At 57.6% G+C, this 20483-nt stretch carries 20 protein-coding genes; 12 read left to right on the top strand and 8 right to left on the bottom strand.

Annotated features, from left to right (window positions below; all coding sequences use genetic code 11):
• Window positions 1–20: 20 nt before the first annotated feature.
• From Q7L05_RS03515 to Q7L05_RS03550, 8 genes are all read right to left on the bottom strand, one after another.
• Window positions 21–1154, bottom strand: a complete 1134-nt coding sequence (locus Q7L05_RS03515; RefSeq protein WP_303902016.1) for a hypothetical protein — start codon at window positions 1152–1154, stop codon at window positions 21–23.
• The gene (locus Q7L05_RS03520; protein ID WP_303902018.1) at window positions 1151–2740 is read right to left on the bottom strand and encodes an adenylate/guanylate cyclase domain-containing protein; all 1590 of its coding nucleotides are present in this window, start codon (window positions 2738–2740) and stop codon (window positions 1151–1153) included. The genes Q7L05_RS03515 and Q7L05_RS03520 overlap by 4 nt, the downstream gene beginning before the upstream one ends.
• 71 nt (window positions 2741–2811) lie before the next feature.
• Entirely contained in the window at window positions 2812–4602 is a 1791-nt protein-coding gene (locus Q7L05_RS03525) for a SulP family inorganic anion transporter (RefSeq protein WP_303902021.1), read from the bottom strand.
• A gap of 237 nt (window positions 4603–4839) precedes the next feature.
• Window positions 4840–5703, bottom strand: a complete 864-nt coding sequence (soxA, locus tag Q7L05_RS03530) for a sulfur oxidation c-type cytochrome SoxA (RefSeq protein ID WP_303902023.1) — start codon at window positions 5701–5703, stop codon at window positions 4840–4842.
• 71 nt (window positions 5704–5774) lie between these two features.
• On the bottom strand, window positions 5775–6089 hold the full coding sequence (soxZ, locus tag Q7L05_RS03535; protein WP_303902026.1) for a thiosulfate oxidation carrier complex protein SoxZ: 315 nt from the start codon (window positions 6087–6089) through the stop codon (window positions 5775–5777).
• Window positions 6090–6127: 38 nt separating this feature from the next.
• Entirely contained in the window at window positions 6128–6592 is a 465-nt protein-coding gene (soxY, locus tag Q7L05_RS03540; RefSeq protein ID WP_303902029.1) for a thiosulfate oxidation carrier protein SoxY, read from the bottom strand.
• Between the two features lie 36 nt (window positions 6593–6628).
• Window positions 6629–7000 carry a sulfur oxidation c-type cytochrome SoxX gene (gene soxX, locus Q7L05_RS03545; RefSeq protein WP_303902032.1) on the bottom strand — a complete coding sequence of 124 codons (372 nt, stop codon included), beginning with the start codon at window positions 6998–7000 and terminating at the stop codon, window positions 6629–6631.
• A gap of 315 nt (window positions 7001–7315) precedes the next feature.
• On the bottom strand, window positions 7316–8788 hold the full coding sequence (locus Q7L05_RS03550) for a M48 family metalloprotease (RefSeq protein WP_303902034.1): 1473 nt from the start codon (window positions 8786–8788) through the stop codon (window positions 7316–7318).
• 383 nt (window positions 8789–9171) lie between these two features.
• Here Q7L05_RS03550 and Q7L05_RS03555 point away from each other — a divergent pair, with 383 nt between their 5' ends.
• From Q7L05_RS03555 to nusB, 12 genes are all read left to right on the top strand, one after another.
• The gene (locus Q7L05_RS03555) at window positions 9172–9492 is read left to right on the top strand and encodes a rhodanese-like domain-containing protein (RefSeq protein WP_303902038.1); all 321 of its coding nucleotides are present in this window, start codon (window positions 9172–9174) and stop codon (window positions 9490–9492) included.
• A 310-nt stretch (window positions 9493–9802) separates the two neighbouring features.
• Window positions 9803–10033 carry a sulfurtransferase TusA family protein gene (locus tag Q7L05_RS03560; protein WP_303902040.1) on the top strand — a complete coding sequence of 77 codons (231 nt, stop codon included), beginning with the start codon at window positions 9803–9805 and terminating at the stop codon, window positions 10031–10033.
• A gap of 168 nt (window positions 10034–10201) precedes the next feature.
• Entirely contained in the window at window positions 10202–10672 is a 471-nt protein-coding gene (gene dsrE2 / locus Q7L05_RS03565; RefSeq protein ID WP_303902043.1) for a sulfur carrier protein DsrE2, read from the top strand.
• 487 nt (window positions 10673–11159) lie between these two features.
• Window positions 11160–12506 (top strand): OmpP1/FadL family transporter, encoded by a 1347-nt coding sequence (locus Q7L05_RS03570; RefSeq protein WP_303902047.1) that lies wholly within the window; start codon window positions 11160–11162, stop codon window positions 12504–12506.
• A 100-nt stretch (window positions 12507–12606) separates the two neighbouring features.
• Window positions 12607–13524 (top strand): hypothetical protein, encoded by a 918-nt coding sequence (locus Q7L05_RS03575; protein ID WP_303902050.1) that lies wholly within the window; start codon window positions 12607–12609, stop codon window positions 13522–13524.
• 790 nt (window positions 13525–14314) lie between these two features.
• Window positions 14315–15571: a serine hydroxymethyltransferase gene (gene glyA / locus Q7L05_RS03580; RefSeq protein WP_303902053.1), complete on the top strand. Its 1257-nt coding sequence runs from the start codon at window positions 14315–14317 to the stop codon at window positions 15569–15571.
• A gap of 46 nt (window positions 15572–15617) precedes the next feature.
• Window positions 15618–16136: a transcriptional regulator NrdR gene (nrdR, locus tag Q7L05_RS03585; RefSeq protein WP_303902057.1), complete on the top strand. Its 519-nt coding sequence runs from the start codon at window positions 15618–15620 to the stop codon at window positions 16134–16136.
• Window positions 16136–17239, top strand: a complete 1104-nt coding sequence (ribD, locus tag Q7L05_RS03590) for a bifunctional diaminohydroxyphosphoribosylaminopyrimidine deaminase/5-amino-6-(5-phosphoribosylamino)uracil reductase RibD (protein WP_303902060.1) — start codon at window positions 16136–16138, stop codon at window positions 17237–17239. Before nrdR ends, ribD begins: the two co-directional genes overlap by 1 nt.
• Before the next feature lie 254 nt (window positions 17240–17493).
• Entirely contained in the window at window positions 17494–18156 is a 663-nt protein-coding gene (locus Q7L05_RS03595; RefSeq protein WP_303902063.1) for a riboflavin synthase, read from the top strand.
• A gap of 12 nt (window positions 18157–18168) precedes the next feature.
• Complete coding sequence (gene ribBA / locus Q7L05_RS03600; protein WP_303902067.1) at window positions 18169–19278, top strand: bifunctional 3,4-dihydroxy-2-butanone-4-phosphate synthase/GTP cyclohydrolase II; 1110 nt, start codon at window positions 18169–18171, stop codon at window positions 19276–19278.
• A 160-nt stretch (window positions 19279–19438) separates the two neighbouring features.
• Window positions 19439–19915 (top strand): 6,7-dimethyl-8-ribityllumazine synthase, encoded by a 477-nt coding sequence (gene ribH / locus Q7L05_RS03605; RefSeq protein WP_303902070.1) that lies wholly within the window; start codon window positions 19439–19441, stop codon window positions 19913–19915.
• Window positions 19916–19932: 17 nt separating this feature from the next.
• Window positions 19933–20373: a transcription antitermination factor NusB gene (gene nusB / locus Q7L05_RS03610; RefSeq protein WP_303902073.1), complete on the top strand. Its 441-nt coding sequence runs from the start codon at window positions 19933–19935 to the stop codon at window positions 20371–20373.
• Window positions 20374–20483 lie beyond the last annotated feature (110 nt).

The raw sequence follows: 20483 nt of genomic DNA on the forward strand, positions 1-20483 counted from the left end.
AATGCACCTGTGCGAAAGCGTCAGGTTTCGGCGTCTTCACCTGCGTTTCGCTGTGCCTGTTTTTCGCGCAGCTGCTGCAAACGTTCCAGTACGCGTTCGGCACGATCCAGGTTGTCCAAGGCGGGACGGTGGGCCGGACGCAGTTCGAGGATGCGCTTCCAGAGCTGAACCGCCCGCTCGAACTCGCCGCGGCTGTAGTAGGTCACGCCCTCTTCGAAGAGGCGTTCGACCTCGATATCGATTGTGACCTCTAACTGCTTGCGCTCGCTCTCGACCTCGGATTGATTGGTGGTGGTTTCTTCCAGTTGCGCGAGAATCTTACCGGCCTTTTGATACTGGCCATTTTCATAGGTGCGCCGATACTCGCTCATGAGGCTGTCGAAGTACTGGTGGGCGTTTGCTTCTTGGGCTTCAGCGCGCTTCCGTCGACGCTCGCGGGCATTTTGATGTTCGCGCTCACGAGCAGCGTGCCACTCCTTGAGTCGGGTGTAGGCGGCTTGGACCATTTCATCGTTGGAGAGGGTGGCCGCCAGTGGCAGTGTGCGTTCGGCAACCTCGTATTCGGCGGCTTCCAGGGCTGCACTGCCGGTTCGGGCCAGATGTTCGGCGGTCTCTTGGATCGACTGGCGGTGTTCCTTCAGTGCATTGCTGGCATCGTGGTCGCGCGGGTCAATACGGGCTATCCGTTCGTAAATGGGGAGCGCACGCTCCAGAAAGCGGGCTCGGGCCACCATCAGGTTCAGACGCTGTGTGGCGACCAGGGAGGATTGCTTGCGATGTAATTCGGCAAGACCATCTTTGAGATAGGTGCTGTCCGGCATTCCTCTCAGGGCCGTGTCATAGGCGTTCAGCGCCCTGGCCCAGTTGCCCTTTTCCATATCTTTGGCCGCTTGCGCCACGATCTCCTTTTCATACGTCTTAGCCAGCGACTCGACTTTCCGTCGTTTGTCCGCCAGCCGCGAGTATTCCGGGTCTTTCGGGTCGATTGCGGAGAGGGCATTCAACGCCCGGCCATACTGGCGCTCAACGATCCAAGTATCCAACTGTGTATTCAGATCGTTGCCCGTCAGCCCCTGCAGGGTACTTAGTGCCGAGCAGCCGCCGAGCAGGGCGGCAATACCCATGGGCAGCAGTATTCGCGATAGTCGATTCATGCGGCTTCGGATGCTAAAGCTTCGAGAATGCGACGGTTTTCGGCAAGCATTTCTTCACGGAATGGATCATTGATGCCGGTGACGCGCAGGATGGCGACGGGATGCTCCTTGCCGCGCAAGCTGATGGTACTTTTCTTTTCCGCGAGAATACGTCCGGCAACGCCCTGCATCGCGACCATCTCTCCGGTAATGATGATTTCACCCGGCTCGCCAGCGTGAGAAAGCCGGGAGGCCATGTTAACTGCATCGCCGACCACAGTGTAATCCATTCGATCCGCCGATCCCATGTTGCCGGCCAGCATTCTTCCGCTATTGATGCCCACCCGGAAGTGTATGGCGGGTAAACCCTTTTGCTCTCGACGGCGGTTGAGATCGTCGGTCAGGGCGATGATCATGGATGCACAGGCGGTAGCCCGAAAGGCGTGATCTTCATGGTGGACCGGGACGCCAAAGACTATCATGGCGCAATCGCCCATGTACTTGTCAATATGGCCGCCGCAGAAGTCCACGGCGCGGGCGATTTGAGTGAAATAGGTATTCAGCAAGTGGCTGACTTCTTTAGGGGTCATCTTTTCCGACATGCTGGTGAAGCCGACGATGTCGGCGAATAGTACGCTCGCCTCGACATGCCTGCCCCCCAATTGGACTTGCTCAACATTTTCGAGTTCTGACAGTACCTGTTTGGCCACATTGGGGGAGACATAACGGGAAAACACCTTTTCCACCTGCTCCTTGCGCAGCAGGCCCTCGCCCATGCTGTTCATGGCATCCATCAACACACCAATTTCGTCATTGCGGCGACCGGTGAAACGGAAGTCATACTTCCCTTCGGATATGGCGCGGCTGGCATTGATTAGTTGGTGGATGGGACGTGTCAATCGTCCACCAAGATAGAACGAAGTTCCCACGCCCAAAAGCACGATCAGCAAGGTGGTGGCGCTGACTGCGGTGATGGTATCGGTCTTGGCCCGTTCGAGCAGCGAGCGATCGAAGGCGAGCAGGGCGTAGCCCGCTGTGACATCGCGGTAGCGGACCGGCGCCACGAACGCCGTTAAGGCCTGCGGCGACTTCTTACCCGGTATGCTCCAGTCAATGCGCTGCTCGTCTCCGGTTGTGAGTCCGATCCCTGCTGCTTCAAGACGGTTTGAAAGCGGCACGATTCCGGTATAGGTGATGCGCAATCCTTCGTCAGAATAAATGCCGACACCAAGGACGGTTTTGTCCTTGATGAGGTTGTTGGCGGCGAGCTGCAGCGTCAGGGTGTCGCCTGCCAGCAGCGGCTCTTCAATGGAATCGGCCACCTGGCCGACAAGAGTGTTGCCGAAGGTCTGGATTTGCTGCTCGAGAAGGCGAGTCTGGTTGCTCCCTACCAGAAGCCCGAGCAAGGTCATACCACTTGCCACCAGGAGGGTGAACGCCAGGGCCAGCTTGTAAGCAATGGGAACACGATCGGGGAGACGGTTGTAAACCGCCGTTCCACAGACGTCGCGTTGATCGCGATAGAACACGGCGCACCGACCCAGCAGTCCATGACCGTTCCGGGACAGGTTATTGGCAATGGTGCTTAGGGACTCGCGCCAGTGCATGGGCTCCTCGGTTGTGTTCTGTCACCGGCCGATACTACCACGACATGCGCTGGTACTGAACGCCGCGCCGATCAGGCATCGGCTTCGCTGACTGCCAGATTTTTACATTCTCTGAAGATGCGGTACTGGCAATTGCGGCAGATGTCGTGATTCAGGTGCTCGTTTACGATGGACTCAAGTGCTCTGGTCTTGGAGTTGAAAATGTTTTCATCGCCGATGGAAGTTATCAGTCCGGTACGACGAAGCATGTTGCAGACCTTGTCCTTCACTTCGTAGAGGTAGAGCCTGCCCCCCGCCTGCCGGCGCCGTTCGGCCTCCTTCGCCAACAGCTCGGCTCCCGCCATATCCACGAAGTTCATGCCTTTGGCGATCAAGAGCAGATGCTCCTCGGGGTCGATGGCCTGAAAGCGCTGTTCGACATAATCGACGGCCCCGAAGAACAGGGAACCATCGATGCGGATGATCTTGAACTGGGGACACGTCGCCAGGGTGCTATCGGTCGTGAAGGCGCGTTTGGGGTTTGCCGGATCCGGCACGCGCGGCAGCACCTGTGGCCGGGAGGTACGCGACAGATAGATGATCAGCGAGAGCATCACGCCAAGCATGATGGCCAGCTCCAACTCCAGAAACAGGGTCGAGAAGAAGGTAGTCGCCAGAACACCCGTTTCCGAGCCGCTTGCTCGCAGGATATGCCGGATATGGTGAAAATCGATCAGGCCCCAGGCCACCATGAACAGAATGCCGGCCATCGCCGCGTTGGGCAGCAGGTAGGCGTAGGGGGCGACGAGGATCACGATCCCCATCAGCATCACGCCGGCGAAGGCGGCGGCCAGCGGGGTACGGGCGCCGGCATCATAGTTGACCCCGGAACGGTTGAAGGAGCCGGTGGCCACATAAGAGGAGAAGAAGCTGCCCACGATGTTGGACAGGCCCTGGCCGAGGAACTCCTGGTTGCCGTCCAGGCGCTGTCCCGAGCGCACAGCAAGAGAGCGACCGATGGAGACCGCTTCGGTTAGTGCCAGGAGTGTGGCGGCAACCGCCACGGGTGCCAGCTGACGGATGGTTTCGAGGCTCAAATCCGGCGTGGAGAGGGGCGGGAGTGAGGCCGGCAGGGCTCCGACGCTGCTGATACCCGTTACGTTCTGGCCATAGCGGTTGTTGAGTACGGCCGCCACGACACTGCCAACTGTCAACGCCGCGATCATGTAGGGGAACCTGGGAACGAAACGCTTCACCAGGATGCCGGTCACCAAGGTCGCGGTGGCAATGCCGGTGACGTAGGGGTTAACTTCACCCAAACGGTGGAAAAGCTGGATGAAAATCTCGTGGAAATGGAGCCCCCGCTCCATTTCGAGACCGAAAAAATTCTTGATCTGACTGGTGCCGATCAGGATTGCGGCACCGGCGGTAAAGCCGACCACGACGGAATGCGAGATGAAGTTGACCAAAGTTCCCAGGCGCACCATCCCCATGACGAACTGAATGATACCGACCATGAGTGTCAGCGTTATCGCCAGGCGCACAAACTCCGGTGAAGCCGGTTCGGCGAAGGTGGATAGGGAGGCGAAAAGTACGATCGAAGCGGCTGTAGTCGGCCCCGACACCAGATGCCAGGAGGATCCGAACAGAGCAGCGATGATGGCCGGTACCATGGCGGCATAGAGACCATACTCGGGAGGCATCCCGGCGATTGCAGCGAAGGCAACGCCTTGGGGGAGGACGAGAACCGCCCCGGTCAGCCCGGCAATCCCATCAGCCCGGAGCGTGTGTCGATTCACCATCGGCAGCCAGCGAAGGAACGGAAAAATCCCGTACCAGTAGAGGCTGCACTGCCTGTCGGAGAGGGCTACGCCTGATTTCATAAGAACTTGCGACGCTCGAAGTGGATAATCCACTATCTTACGGAATAAGCATGTAGCAATTCAAATCGCCGGGTCGATAATAAATAGTTTATGTTAGTTGAGGCCGGTTCTTCTGGATAACCCGGTGGCGCATGGAAAGTTTCCACGATTAATGATGTCCGGCAGTATTGGAGGAGACAGGGATAGCATAAAAAAACCCGGCCGTAGCCGGGTTTTTGTTCGGGCCGAGGTAGTGGCTTACTTACGGGTTCTCGATGCGCTTACGGGAACCCCATTGCTCATGTAAGTAAGAAAGTACTCCAGCGCCTTGTACTCATCGCTCTGGGCCGGGAAGGGTTTGGCCCGGACCTGCTTGTTGCAGCCGCCGAAACGTCTGTGCATGGTTCCGAGGCCGCCCAGATCGTTGCTGTTATCCTTCGCGGCCCATTTCATTCGCCAGACTGGAAAGTGGCTCGGGTGACCGAGCGCGGGGCTCAATGTATCCGCACGGATACGCATGCCGGGATTGTCGACGTGGCAGTTGGCGCAGGACAGGTTCAACTGACCACGTTTGGAGTAGTAGAACTCCTTGCCCTTGTTATACCACTCCAGCGCCCGCGGATCGTCCGGCACTTCGACGTTGAGTTTCTTCCCGTCGGAGGTCGAAGCCATATATGCAGAGATGGCCGCCAGCTTGCCTACCTTCCATTTGAGCGGTGTTTCGCCATTGGCCTCCCGACATTCATTGATCTCCCCTTCCAGCGTTTTTATATCGCCGGATTCGGAGTCGAAATAGGGGTAGTTTTGACGAATACCGATACCGCCGTTGGGAAAACAATCGGCGTAGGTCTTGCCGTTCGCGAACTTTTCATTAAAGAACTGTTCGCCCTGGATGAGAGCTTCATCATACGGCGGGAAGTCCTCAATGGACTCCCAGGATGAGCGGGCATCCGCGTTGACGGCATATACCCCGTTGGTGTAATCGTCGACCGATACACCCGGGAAGCGTTTCATGTAATGCGCCTGGAAGTCTTTCAGGTCTTCCTCCGGCGATGCCTGAGCGACCAGCGGGCTACCGGCAACGACGGCCAGCGCCGCGGCCGCGGCTATCAACTTTTTCATAGCAGGATCCTCCATCCTCCGAAAACGACATGGGGTATTTTTTGTTTTATTGAACGGGCTATTCGGCCCGATCAGCGGATCGTGGTCTCGACAGAGTCGGACTCGCCCTTGTTATCCGCCCAACTCAGCGTGACTTTATCGCCCTTTTTGGCGCCTTCGAACTCGAAAGCGAGGTAGGGGTTGGTCGACACGGCACCACCCCAAAGGCCGGTGAGGACGTTTTCGCCTTCATGCGCGCAGTTCACTTCCTGAATGAAATGGGCGGGGATCTTTTTGCCCGTTTTCTTGTCCTTGCGCAGGCCGGTCTCCATCGGATGCTTGATGAGTGCCTTTACGTGACAGGTATCGCCCTTCTGTTGGGCCCGGATTTTGATGGTCTTGGACATTGCTTTTGTATTCCTCCAGATTTATTTGGCAGGACTGTTTAGCCGCCGCAGCCGCCGATGGTGACCTTGACCTCTTTGCGAGCGCTGTAAGCCTTTCCATCGGCTTTGACGACAGCGATGACATTGGAGGTCTCACCCATCTTGATGCGAGTGGAGATAGACGGCTTGGCGGAGGCGCCCAGCTGATAGGAGGCAGCCAGCGGCGTACCGTTCTTCTCGGCGATGATGGTGACGGATTCGACATTGGGCAGATCGGCCGATACGCTGATCGGTACCACTGCGCCGTTTTCGGCGATGTCCGGTGCCTTAATGTTCACTGCATCGCTCGGCTCGGTCAGGTCGGAATCGTAGAGGCCCTTGAGAGCGTCCTGCACGGTTTCGGCTTCAAACGCGTTTTTTGGCCAATCGGCCAGTACCTGTCGGGGGCTCAGAAGACCGGCGCTCACAGCGGTTGCAACGGCTCCGCTGGCAAGGGTTCCCTTGAGGAAAATGCGACGTTTCATGTTGACAACAACCTCGTTGATTAATGGATTTACGGGTTAAAGCATATAGATATATTCAACTATTTTGTCGATCTCCTGCTCAGACAAAATTTCATGCCGGCCGAACGGTGGCATCATGCTGTTCGGATTGTTCTTGTTGGAATCCCAGATCTGGGCGCGCAGCGTGGTTTTATCCGGAAACCGCTCCTTCATATTGAACAGCGGCGGACCGATATTGCCGGGCATATCGCCGTCGTCGATCTGATGACAAGCAAGACAATTACCCTTCTTTTTATTGAAGGACAGCTCTTTTCCCTGTGTGGCAACGCTCGGCTCGGCGGCAACGGTCACCTGCGGCACTATAGAAAAAGTGCCGAGGATTACCGCGACGGCGCTTGCGGAAGTGATGATTTTTAATGGTTTCCGCATCTTTATCCTCCTCCAATGGTTTTTTATCTGTCCTGTGGGGGGACAGTCCGACTGACATCCTTGAAATCACTACATGCCGGTTTGGCAACAAGCAACGTAGGTTTTCATCCTTAAAATAGCACGAGCTAATAGGCGAAATGTAGCTCAGCATGTTCCTTAGGATATACGAAGCAACTCAGATGGCAAGCCTTGATTGTGGTCTAACTCATTATTTTTGTTGCTAAAATATATTAGCCGATACTGAAATGCGAACTTCGTTGCCATCGATGGATTGGCTCGGAAGACCTTGTCTTAGAAAGGAAATAAGCGAGTAGCTCAATCCTGGGCTTCGAGTTCAGCCTCCCGTTTGAACTGCTCCAGGCGCGCTCCGATACGGGATGCGATATAGAAGTTATTTTCCGTGTAGTTCTGGGCAGCAGTCAGCTGATCGATTGCGCTGTGAGTCTCGCCAATGCGGAAATAGTATTCTCCGAGGGCCAGCCGTGAGGCCGCTTCATGGCCAAGCGCCGCTTCGGCACGGCTGAGATGCTTGTAGGTTTCGGGAGGCGTACCAAGGCCGATGCGAATCGCCCGCTCGAATCGGTGCCGGGCTTTTTCGGGAGCGTCGGCACGAAGATGTGTCTCACCCAATGCGAGGAGAAGTTCGGGGTTGTCGGGATAGAGTTCGAGTCCGGCGTCGAGAAGCTGCGAAGCCACCTCGTAGCGCTCCGCCTCTGTTTCCAACCGGGCCAGTTCGGTTCGATAGGCGATGCGTTCGGGTGCCTCTCCCACGAACGACATCAGGATCCCTCTGGCAGCCTCGATATCGCCGCTCGCTCTGAGGGCCAGCGCGAGGGCGAAACGGTCGGCCTTTTGGTTGGTCGATCGCCCGGAATCCAGACGAGAGCGCAACCGACGGGCGAGTTCAGCCGGATCTTTCGATAAGCGGACCTCAAGTTTGGCCCTGGTGGTCCAGTAGTCGGATTGCGGCCGGCTCGAAGTATCGGGAAAGGCACGGGCACGCCCTTCGGCATCCGCGATGCGGGCCTGGTTGACCGGGTGGGTTTGGAGAAACTCCGGCGCACCGCTGCCGTAGTATCGGCTCTTTTCCTCCAGCTTCCGGAAAAATCCGGCCATGCTCTGCGGGTCGTAACCGGCGGCTGCAAGGGTATCGATGCCGAGACGATCCGCCTCTTTTTCGTGGGCACGGGTAAAATCCAGCTGCATCTGGGCCGCACCGGCGGTGGTGGCTGCGATGGTCGCCTCCGCCAGTTGTGGATTCTGGGCGCCGAGCAAAATCGCCGCGACCACCGCGGCCGTCATCGGCAGATTCATGCGATTGGCCTTTTCGAAGCCGCGCGCTAGATGGTTCTGTGTGACATGGGCAATTTCATGGGCCAGAACCGCTGCCACTTCATCCTCGTTTCGAGTAGCGGTTATCAAACCCGCATGGATCCCGATATAGCCGCCCGGCATGGCGAAGGCATTGATGGAGGGTGCATCCACCAGGAAAAAGGTGAACTCGCGGGGTCCGTATTCGCCGGCCGCCAATAGTCGGTAACCGAGCGATCGCACATAGCCGGCGAGCTCCGGAGTGTCGATAATTTTCCCCGCCTGGTACAGCTGCCGCCACATCGCCTTTCCGATGCGCTGCTCTCTTTCCGGCGTCAGAACGGAGGCGGAGGCATCGCCCATATCCGGCAGTGAGGAGGCCTCCACCATCGGGAGGGTGGGGGAGAGCGAAAGTGCCGTGCTCAGGGCAACAACAGCTGCAAGTCTCTTGTGTCGGGCGAATCCGGGTAGGTGCATCGGCTCGGTTGTCTGAATACTCGGTTATTGGGTATTTGACGGCACCCCCCCTTCGGCAGGTAACCGCCTACTTTCGAGCGAGCGGTGTCGGTCCTGATATCAGGTCGGCGGCCGCACGACTGCATGCATGCAGAAGGTAGAACAAAGCAGGAGCAGTTGTCGAGGGCGCGGTGGACGTCGAGCACACAGGGATGTTTACAGCCTACTTGGTGTCAGGGCCACTTCTACTAGTCCAGCACAGATTCTGCAGGGGTAACCAGCTCGCCGACACGGAACCTATGAGTATGCGTTCTCCCTGCTCTTGCAGGTCGGCTACTTTGAATCCTGGCAAATTGTTTATAAATTTATTAGCATTCGCTAATAGAGTCGTAATCGGAGGCTGCATGTTTAACTTCAAGGAAATCGACGCCCACCAATTGGACCAAATGCTGAATGACGATGGCCTGCAGGTCAAACTGATTGATGTCCGAAGCCCAATGGAGATTGCTCAGGGAGCTATCCCCGGTGCGGAGCACATCCCCTTGCATCTCCTGCCGGCCCAAATCGATCATATTCCTGAGGATCATCCTGTGGTATTTTATTGTCGTACCGGTGCCCGCTCAGGGCAAGCCTGTGCCTATCTGTCCCAGTTGGGACGTGGAAACACTCTTAATCTACGCGGCGGTGTCATGGCCTGGGTGCAGGGTGGCTTGGCGGTGGCATAATCACCAGCCATTGCTCAAGAGCATCGCAAGTGACCGAATTCAAACGTAAAAACTCCCTGTCCCCCGGTATTGATTAGTTATGTACCATAAAGGGGTACTTGCTTTCGTTGCGTGCTTATCATATAAGGGAAATATTGAATTCTAACTTAGTTTCCATCCGTAGATGGGTGCGTAGTGAAAGCATCCCAGGTGGGGCTGAATCAGGGCCTTTATGGACGGGAACCGGTTAACTACCCGGCCAAGTCTTCTGTTTCCGAGCAGACTTGGCTTTTTTCTTTTTTTTGTTGTCACCTATATAAGGAGAGAGAAAATGGCGAACTTCGACCAAGAACTCGATGCTTCCGGACTGAATTGCCCGCTGCCCATCCTGCGTGCGAAAAAGACGCTCGGTTCCATGGAAACCGGCCAGATCCTGCGTATCGTTGCCACCGATCCGGGTTCCGTAAAAGATTTCGAAGCCTTTTCCAAGCAGACCGGTAACGAGCTGATGGAGTCCGGTGAAGAGGGCGGCAAGTTCACCTTCCTGATCAAAAAGGCCTGAATCGGCCACTTACCGCAAAGCCGATGGACGGGGATGGGAGGCCGCTGCACCAGGTTCGGCTTTCAGGGAGTCTCATCGGCGCCTTCGCGGTGATCTTTTGAATCATTCCGGGTGCCATGCCCGGGAAAATCTCACACCGGGTTAATGACAACCAGGGGGGCAGTCTCTATGTCGGACCAGAAAAAACTCGCCATCATCGCTACCAAGGGAACGCTGGACTGGGCATATCCGCCCTTCATCCTGGCTTCCACGGCAGCCGCACTGGGTTACGAGACCCAGATCTTCTTTACGTTCTACGGCCTCAAACTGCTGGACAAGAAGCTGGATCTTCAGGTTACCTCGTTAGGCAACCCGGGCATGCCGATGCCCATGCCTATGCCGGTGTTGGTACAGGCACTGCCAGGCATGCAGAGCATGATGACTTCGATGATGAAGCAAAAAATGAAGTCCAAGGGCGTTGCCAGCGTTGAGGACCTGCGGGATTTATGTCTGGAGGCCGAGGTTAAAATGGTCGCCTGCCAAATGACCGTGGACCTGTTCGAGATGGATCCGAAAAACTTTATTGATGGCATTGAGTTTGGTGGCGCGGCGACGTTCTTCGAATTCGCCGGCGAATCGGATATCTGCCTCTACGTTTGACATCGTTATGTCATTCGCAGGCAGCCTGTCGGGCCAAGTCCGACCGGCTGCTAAAAACCCCGCTCCGGCGGGGTTTTTTTGTGTTTTCGTCGTAACTACTCACCCCCTCCGTCATTCCCGCGTAGGCGGGAATCCAGAGAACAGAAGCATGGCTCAAAATGGATCCCCGCCTACGCGGGGATGACGGATTTCCTGCGTGCGCGATCACCCGGGCGAACAGTTACTTTTTGTTTTCTCTTTTCCCGGCTTTCATCCCTGAGTCAATGCAGGGGTGCCACATTAGTAATCTCGCAATCGCTTATATTTTAATATAAATATTAGTAGATTCGGATTATGCAAATACGGTTGACAGTTTTATGTCGCCTAAATAATGTTACTGGCCAGTGACGGATTGCTTTTAAAGGTGATTCGTCTATAACAATAAGTAGTTGCCATAAAAAAAACGTACCAGTCGTCCGTGAAAAAGAATTTTTCAAGGAGAGAGCACATGAGCTTCCATTGCGCAGCGTCCCGCAAATCGATCATCATCACCAAGACCGTCAATAAGTCTAACTGCAAGCCCACCGTGGGGAGTGGCTACATGAAACCAACCAGGATTGCCTTGGCCGTCGCTGCCGCCGGCATGATTTCAACCCCTGCTTTTGCCACCAACGGCGATAACCTGATCGGCCTGGGTGCCCAGTCTCGTGCGCTGGGGGGTACCGGCACCGCCGCTTACTACGGCTCGGAAAATGCATTGTCCAACCCCTCGTTGTTGGCCAAGGCCCAGGGCAGCGAGTTCGCCATCGGCGGCACCCTGTTCATGCCGGATGTTAAAGCCGAGACGAATGTTGCTAGCGCGCCTGGAACAAGTGCAAGTCAGACCAGCGACGCCGACACCAACATCATCCCCGAAGTCTCCATGTCCCACCGCATCAACAACAACTGGACCTTCGGTATGGGGATGTACGGCACCGCCGGTATGGGTGTCGACTACCGCGATAACGGTGGTGCGCCGGATGGTACTGGCCTGTTCAACGCCACGACCAATCTTTCGCTGATGAAGTTTGTCCCGGCCCTGGCCTATAACGACGACCGCTACGGCTTCGGCTTCGCCCCGGTCATCCAGTACGGCGCTCTGGATATCAACTATTCAGCTGTGGGCTCACCTTTCGCTGGCACCGGTGTCTCCGATGACATCGGCTTCGGCGCCAACCTGGGTGCGCACTTCGACGTTAATCCGGGCCTGACCCTGGCGCTGGCCTATCAGTCGGCCATCGACATGGAGTATGAAGACCAGCTCACAAATGCGGCAAACGGTTTCCAGGTAGGCCCTGGTGACCCTTTTGAAACTATTACCTCTGACAATCTGGAGCAGCCGGCGGAGATCAAGCTCGGTGTGGCCTATGACGTGAACCCCAACTGGATGCTGACCGCCGATGCCAAGCAGATCCAGTGGGGCTCCGCCAAGGGCTACGAGGACTTCAACTGGGATGACCAGATGGTCTACGGGCTGGGCGCCAAGTACTCCGGCAACGGCTTCTGGGCCGGCTTCGGCTACAACCACGGCGAAGACCCGATTGAAGTGCTCGATAACTCGAGCTACTCCAATCAGGCCATCAATCTGTTCAACAATCATTTCTTCCCGGCCATTACCGAAAGCCACTACACCTTCGGCGGCGGTTACAGCCTGAGCAAGACCACGACGCTGGAGGGCGCGTTCGTCTATGCGCCGGAGGTCGACAAGACAATCGATACGGGTTTCGTTAGCGGACAAGCTGATCCGGAAGCGACACAGCATGAAGTAAAGCATTCTCAAACGGGTATTACTGTCTCGCTGCGGATGAACTTCTGATCGGGAACGAGTAATCAACAGAGAGACGGCGTAACGGGTAACAGGTCGTCCGGCCTGTTACCCTGTTTTGGACGAAAACAATCTCAGGCTTGTGATGAACATGATGAAAAGACTTTTACTCGCCTTTGTTATGGTGGCGTTTGCCGCCACTGCGCAGGCCGCCAGCGACCGCCTCAAACCCTTCCTGCTGTCCGAGGTAACCAGCGGTGATGTGGCGCAGGTGCTGTCATCGGTGGAGCAGAAGCTCAGTGAGGCCGGTTTTGACATTGTTGGCAGTTATTCGCCCTACGAGGGTGCGACGATTCTGGGTGTCACCTCCGATGCACTGCGCAGTGCCGCTGCGCAGTCGGAGTTTGGCGGTTACGCTGTGGTTCAGCGGGTAGCGCTGACCAGGCTGAATGGCGAGGTGCAGGTCTCCTATACCAATCCGACCTACATGTCCCATGCGTACCGCATGAACAGCGATTTGGCGGAAGTCACCGCAGCGCTGGAGCAGGCTTTGGGCAATGCCGGGGCTTTCGGTCCGGACGAAGGCCTGACGCCGGAGAAAGTGCGTAAGTACCACTACATGTTCGGCATGCCCTATTTTGACGATGCGATTGAGCTGGCCAAACACGACAGTTACGAAGCGGCCGTGGCAGCGGTGGAGAAGAGCCTGAAGGAAACGAAAGGTACATCCCGGGCGTGGCGGGTGGACGTTCCCGGTAAGGAGGAAACGGTCTTTGGCGTGGGCATGGTCAAAGGCAAAGACGGTAACAAATACGCGGACGACCCGTACATCATGAGCGAGATCGATTTCAAGGATCTGCGTTCCACGGCTCACCTTCCCTACGAAGTCCTGGTATCCGGCAACCGGGTGTATACCCTGCCGGCGGAGTTCCGCATTGCCATCAACTTTCCGGACCTGAAAATGATGGGCTCCAACAGCTTCATGAACATCATGGAGACCCCCGACGCGGTTCAGGAGCTCCTGACCCTGGGTGCGGGCGGCAAGGTCGAAACGGCAAGCTTCTGGTAAACCGCACAGGCAAAGATGCGTACGCAGGGTGGATTGACGACAGCGTAATCCGCCGTTGCCCCAAGGATGGTGTCTTCTATACATACCTGTGCGACGAATAACTACCGGGGGGAGAACAAACAGAAGCCCGCCAAGGGCCGTGGACGTCATTAGAATGGCTCGCGGACTGGAAGTCCGACACTAAGGCCCCGCTTGCGGGGCTTTTCTTTTCGGCTCTTCCGCAGAATCCTCACCTATTTGCGCCTTCGAGAAGAAGCTTGGCTACCTGCTCAGTTTCAGCGAGGTGCTCATGAAGCATGGGATTACCCGAACCGTCAATCGGCGAAGAGCAGGGTAGACGCATACTCACATTTTTGGTGCCGGCGAGCGATATAGGTCTCCTTGATGGCAGGTACGCAGTGAATACGACCTACAGGGATGTAGGAAGTGAAGAGTAAGCAGGAGCTATCATCTTTCATCCGTGCACGCTCGACGGCAGCATCCCTCGACAACGGCTCCTCGACAATAAGCTCCATGTATTGTCTACCACCGCCTTCCATGGCAGCGTACCGGCTATCAAGGACTTAGACCACTCGCTTCAAAATATGCGGTTGCCCACGCCGCGACGAGGCTGATTGAGTCCCTGGCGTTTTGGCGAGAGCCTATAATTTGCTCTGCACCCACAAATTCCCCTGACGAGCCCTTTTTTACGTTCGTGAAAAAAATCCCCCGATCGGGTATTCTGTACGGCTTTTCCGGCCCGGCTCGGGGCGGTCAACGGTTCTCAATATTGCCGATTCAGGGGTAGCCGATGTTCAGCAGAGACATGCGCATTGCGGGATTTGACGATGAGCTTTGGAGCGCCATGGAGAAGGAAGTGGTGCGCCAGGAGGAGCATATCGAGCTGATTGCTTCCGAAAACTACACCAGCCCGCGTGTAATGGAGGCCCAGGGGTCGGTCCTGACCAACAAGTATGCGGAAGGCTACCCCGGCAAGCGCTACTACGGCGGTTGCGAGTATGTGGATGTGGCGGAGCAATTGGCCATCGATCGGGTCAAGCAGCTGTTCGGAGCCGACTACGCCAACGTCCAGCCTCACTCCGGTTCGCAGGCCAATGCCGCTGTTTACATGGCCCTGTTGCAGCCCGGCGACACCATACTCGGCATGAGCCTGGATGCCGGGGGCCACCTGACCCACGGCGCCAAGCCGAATTTCTCGGGGAAAATCTACAACGCCATTCAGTATGGTCTCAATGAAGAGAGCGGCGAGATCGACTACCAGCAGGTGGAGCGCCTGGCCCTCGAGCACAAGCCAAAGATGATTATCGCCGGCTTCTCGGCTTACTCCCGCGTGGTCGATTGGCAGCGGTTTCGTGACATCGCCGATGAAGTCGGTGCCTGGCTGATGGTCGACATGGCCCATGTGGCGGGCCTGGTCGCCGCCGGCGTCTATCCGAGCCCGGTATCGCTCGCCGATGTAACCACCTCCACGACGCACAAAACCCTGCGCGGACCACGCGGCGGCATTATTCTCGCCAGGTCCAATCCGGAAGTCGAAAAAAAACTGAACTCGCTGGTCTTCCCCGGCACCCAGGGTGGCCCGCTGATGCACGTCATTGCCGGTAAGGCCGTGGCGTTCAAGGAAGCCCTCCAGGATGACTTCAAGACCTATCAGCAGCAGGTGGTCAAGAACGCCCGCGCCATGGCCAAGGTCTTCATGGAACGCGGGTTCGATGTGGTCTCGGGCGGCACCGACAATCACCTGTTTCTGGTCAGCCTCGTCAAGCAGGAGTTGACCGGTAAGGACGCGGATGCCTGGCTGGGGGCAGCCAATATCACGGTGAACAAAAATGCCGTCCCCAATGACCCTCAGTCGCCCTTTGTCACCTCCGGCATCCGGCTCGGTACACCGGCCTCTACCACCCGCGGCTTTAAAGAAGCCGAATGCAGCGAGCTGGCCGGATGGATGTGCGATGTCATCGAAGGTCGGGGCCGTGAGGCCGTCATTGCCGAGACCAGGCAAAAGGTCCTGGACCTCTGCAAACGCTTCCCTGTCTACGAGCGATAGAGAGCCGGGCCTCTATCCTAGCCACTAGCCACTGGAAACTGTCGTCATGCGCTGTCCGTTCTGTACTGAACCCGACACCAGGGTGATCGATTCGCGACTGGCGAATGAAGGGGATTCCGTTCGTCGACGGCGCGAGTGCATGACCTGCGGAGAGCGCTTCACCACCTTTGAAACCGCCGAGTTGGTAATGCCTCGCATTGTCAAGCAGGATGGTACCCGCGAGCCTTTCAGTGAAGGGAAACTGCGGCTGGGCCTACAGCGCTCCCTGGAGAAGCGGCCGGTGGATACCGAGGCCATCGAGGGGGCGCTGAACCGGATCAAACATCGCATCCGGGCCACGGGCGAGCGCGAAGTTGCCTCACCCAAAGTGGGAGAATGGGTGATGAACGAGCTGCGGGAAATGGATGAGGTGGCTTATGTCCGTTTCGCTTCCGTATACCGCAGTTTTCAGGACGTCAATGCCTTCAGGGAAGAGATTGAGCGTTTGCAGAGCGAACCTTCGTCGGAAGCGCGCCGTAGTCAGCTCACTCTGCTCGATGGCGAGTCGCCCAAAAAGAAAAAGTAATGTCCGAATTTACGATCGACGACTACCGCTACATGGCCCGGGCGCTAAAGCTTGCCGAACGCGGGCTTTGTACCACCGACCCCAACCCCCGGGTCGGCTGTGTGCTGGTGCGGGATGGCAAAGTAGTTGGTGAAGGGTGGCATGCGATTGCCGGAGGGCCCCATGCCGAAGTCGTGGCACTCCGGAACGCAGGCGAAGCCGCGCGGGGCGCCACCGCCTATGTGACGCTGGAACCCTGCAGTCACCATGGAAAGACAGCTCCCTGCAGCGATGCGGTCATCGAAGCGGGCGTATCCCGCCTGGTGGCTGCAATGCAGGACCCGAACCCGAAAGTGGCCGGCGAAGGGCTTGCAAGACTGCGCGAGCAAGATGTCGAGGTGGCTGTCGGTCTGATGAAGTCACAGGCCGAGGCGCTGAATCCCGGTTTCGTTATGCGTATGCGCAGCGGTCGCCCCTTCGTGCGTAGTAAACTGGCGATGAGCCTGGACGGGCGTACCGCCATGGCCTCGGGCGAAAGCCTCTGGATCACCGGTGAGGCCGCCCGCAGGGATGTTCACCGGCTCCGCGCCCGCAGTTCCGCCATTGTTTCCGGCATCGGAACGGTGCTCTCCGACGATCCTTCCCTGAACGTCCGCCTGGAAGGGCAGGAGCGGCAGCCGCTGCGGGTCGTACTTGACCCCCGTCTCTCGATGCCGGAGACGGCAAAGATGCTGACTCTGCCCGGGAAAACGCTGGTAGCAACCGCAGCCAGCCCCGACGATGCGTGGGAGCGCCTGGAGTCCAAAGGGGCCGAAGTGGTCTCACTCCCTGACGGACCCGATCGGATCGATCTCCACGCCATGCTTCACCTGCTTGCCGAACGGGAGGTCAATGAGATTCTGCTGGAGACCGGAGCCATTCTGAGCGGTGCGATGCTCAGGGCGGGACTTATCGATGAGTTGGTCGTTTATATGGCGCCCCGCCTGATGGGGGACAGCGCCCGTGGCCTGTTTAGGTTGCCGGGGCTGGAAGCGATGGCAGACACCCTCGACCTCGAAATCGACGATATTCGGGCGGTGGGTCGGGACTGGCGGATCACCGCCCGGCCTATCGCCAAAACTTAACTGTATAGGTAACTGTTCGCCCGGTTGATCATGCGCGGCATAGGAGATTCGTCATCCCCGCGCAGGCGAACCGTCATCCCCGCGCAGGCGGGGATCCATTTTGAGCCATGCCGCTGCTCTCTGGATTCCCGCCTCCGCGGGAATGACGGGGGAGTGAGCAGTTACCTTTATATATCTAAACCTTTGCGTCCTTTGCGGTGGATATCCGGGCGAGCTGAGATTCGACGGCAGGGCCCGGCGGGAGATAGAGAACGATGTTTACCGGAATTATCGAGGCAATCGGCGAGATCGCTGTGCTTGAACCGAAACAGGATGATGTACGGGCGTATGTCCGTACCGGTAAGCTTGACCTCAAAGATGTGCAGCTGGGCGACAGTATCGCCGTGAACGGCGTCTGCCTGACGGCGGTCGAGTTGCCCGGGGACGGCTTCTGGGCCGACGTTTCAGGAGAGACGCTGTCGAAAACCGGCTTTGCCGATCTCAAGGCGGGCAGTCGGGTGAATCTGGAAAAGGCCCTTACACCCACCACCCGCCTGGGCGGTCATCTGGTCTCCGGCCATGTGGACGGGGTCGGTGAGATATTGGAGCGTCACTCGGCGGGGCGCTCGGAGCAGTTCAGGATAGACGCACCGGTCGAGCTGGCGCGCTATGTCGCCAAGAAGGGGTCCATTAGTGTCGACGGCATCAGTCTGACCGTCAATGAGGTGAACGGGACGGTTTTTGAGCTCAACATCGTTCCGCACACGCTGCAGGAGACCACCATGGGTGAGTTCCGGACGGGGCGTCGCGTTAACCTGGAAGTCGACATCATTGCCCGCTACCTGGAGCGCCTGGTCCTTGGCGACAAGGCCGCCGAGCCGAATAGCGCGGGAATTTCGGAGGCCTTTCTCGCCGAACACGGTTTTTTGAAGAGATAGCGAAACCAAATTATGGCACTGAATACCATTGAAGAAATTATCGAGGACATCCGTCTGGGCAAGATGGTTATCCTGATGGATGATGAGGATCGGGAGAACGAGGGGGACCTGATGATGGCCTCCACGATGGTCCGGCCCGATGACATCAATTTCATGGCCCGCTATGGTCGCGGCCTGATTTGCATGACCCTGACGCGAGAGCGCTGTGAACAGCTTCATCTGCCGCTGATGGTGAGCAACACCAACGACAAGCACGGCACCAACTTTACACTCTCTATCGAGGCGGCCAAAGGCGTCACCACCGGCATCTCCGCTTATGACCGTGCGCACACGGTTCGCACCGCGGCGGCGCCCGATGCCGGGCCCGACGACATCGTGCAGCCGGGACACATCTTTCCGTTGATGGCCCAGTCTGGTGGCGTACTGACCCGTGCCGGCCATACCGAAGCGGGTTGTGACATGGCCCGGCTGGCGGGACTCGAACCCTCGTCGGTGATCGTCGAGATCCTCAACGAGGATGGCACCATGGCGCGCCGTCCGGATCTGGAAAAGTTTGCCGAAGAGCACGACCTGAAGATCGGAACGGTCGCGGATCTGATCCACTATCGGCTGCATAACGAACCCAGTGTCGAGCGCGTGGCGGAGTGCATTATGCCCACCGAATGCGGTGAATTTCGGCTCGTCGCCTATCGGGATTTGATTGAACGGGAACTGCACCTCGCCCTGGTGAAAGGCGAAGTGACGGAGGGTGAGCCGACGCTGGTACGGGTGCATCTGGAACACACCCTGTGCGACATGTTCGGCAACCAGCGCGGCGACTGCGGCTGGCCGCTTCGTGACGCCCTGTGTCGCATCGCCAACGAGGGCAGCGGGGTCGTGATTATCCTCCGCCAGCACGAGGACGCCGACACCTTGATTCGCCACATCCGCGACTATCAGGTGCAGGACGAGGGTGTCACGCTTCCCAAGCAAGACAAGACCGAAGACTTGCGGACCTACGGAATCGGCGCACAGATCCTGCTGGACCTCAGGGTGAAGGAAATGCGGGTGCTCTCGGCACCGAAAAGGATGCATGCGCTTTCCGGCTTCGGGCTGGAGGTGGTGGAGTACGTCGACGACTGACGTAGGAGCCCGCCCCGCGGGCGAACAGCGCGATAGCGCTGTTGGAAATTGGGAAATTCGACGGCTGACGCTGTGTTCGCACAGAGAGCTTGGTTCCTACAGGTGATTCGAGTTCATTGAGTTTTCAATCAGGCCGATAATCAATTACAGGAAAACAGCCATGGCTGAGATTAAGAGTTTTGAGGGGGAGCTGACCGTCAGTGGTGCCAAATTCGGTATTGTCGTCAGCCGGTTCAACAGCTTTGTGGTGGAAAGCCTGCTCGACGGTGCGGTGGACACCATCAAACGCCATGGTGGTGCGGAACAGCACATCGAAGTAGTGCGGGTGCCGGGTGCCTTCGAGATGCCGCTGGCTGCCAAACGCATGGTGGCCGCAGGCCGCTATGATGCGATCATCGCTCTGGGGGCGGTAATTCGCGGTGGTACGCCTCACTTTGAATACGTGGCTTCGGAATGCACCAAGGGGCTCGCCCAGGTCTCCCTGGATAGCGGAATCCCCATGGCGTTCGGTGTGTTGACCGTCGACAGTATTGAACAAGCTATCGAACGCGCCGGAACCAAAGCCGGCAACAAGGGAGCCGAGGCCGCCATGTCCGCCATCGAGATGGTCAATCTGCTCCCTAAACTCGACGCCTGAGGAGGTCGCAACCCATTATGAGTCGCGCCCGCAGCTGCGCCCGAAAGCGTGCTATTCAGGCCCTCTATCAGTGGCAGGTAGGGGGACAGGACCTTGCTGACATTGAGTCCCATTTTCTGGCTGAGCAGGACATGGAGGGCTGCGATCTCGGTTATTTCTCGGAGTTGCTGCATCAAATTCCGGCTCGGTTCGACGAGTTGAACGAGGCGATTGACCCGTGCCTGGACCGGCCGATCAGTCAGATCGATCCCGTGGAGCGCGCTATCCTCAGCACCGGCGTCTACGAACTGAAGTTTCGTATCGACATTCCGTATCGCGTTGTCATCAACGAGGCGGTGGAGTTGGCCAAGATCTTCGGGGGTGAACAGGGGCACCGCTATGTGAACGGCATACTCGACAAGGTGTCGCGGACGCTGCGAAAAGCCGAAGTGGAAGCGGCCGGCAAGCGCCGAAGTTGATTCGGTCGGCTTCGCCTGCGCATAGCGATGCTTCGGCAGGGGCTTTGCCGCGAGGCGAGCCTCCTCCCGGGTGATTGCTTCCGCTCTGTCGGTAGGAGAGCCGCCCCTGA

It is taken from the genome of Thiohalomonas denitrificans, from assembly GCF_016841685.1.
Taxonomy (GTDB): Bacteria; Pseudomonadota; Gammaproteobacteria; order Thiohalomonadales; family Thiohalomonadaceae; genus Thiohalomonas; species Thiohalomonas denitrificans_A.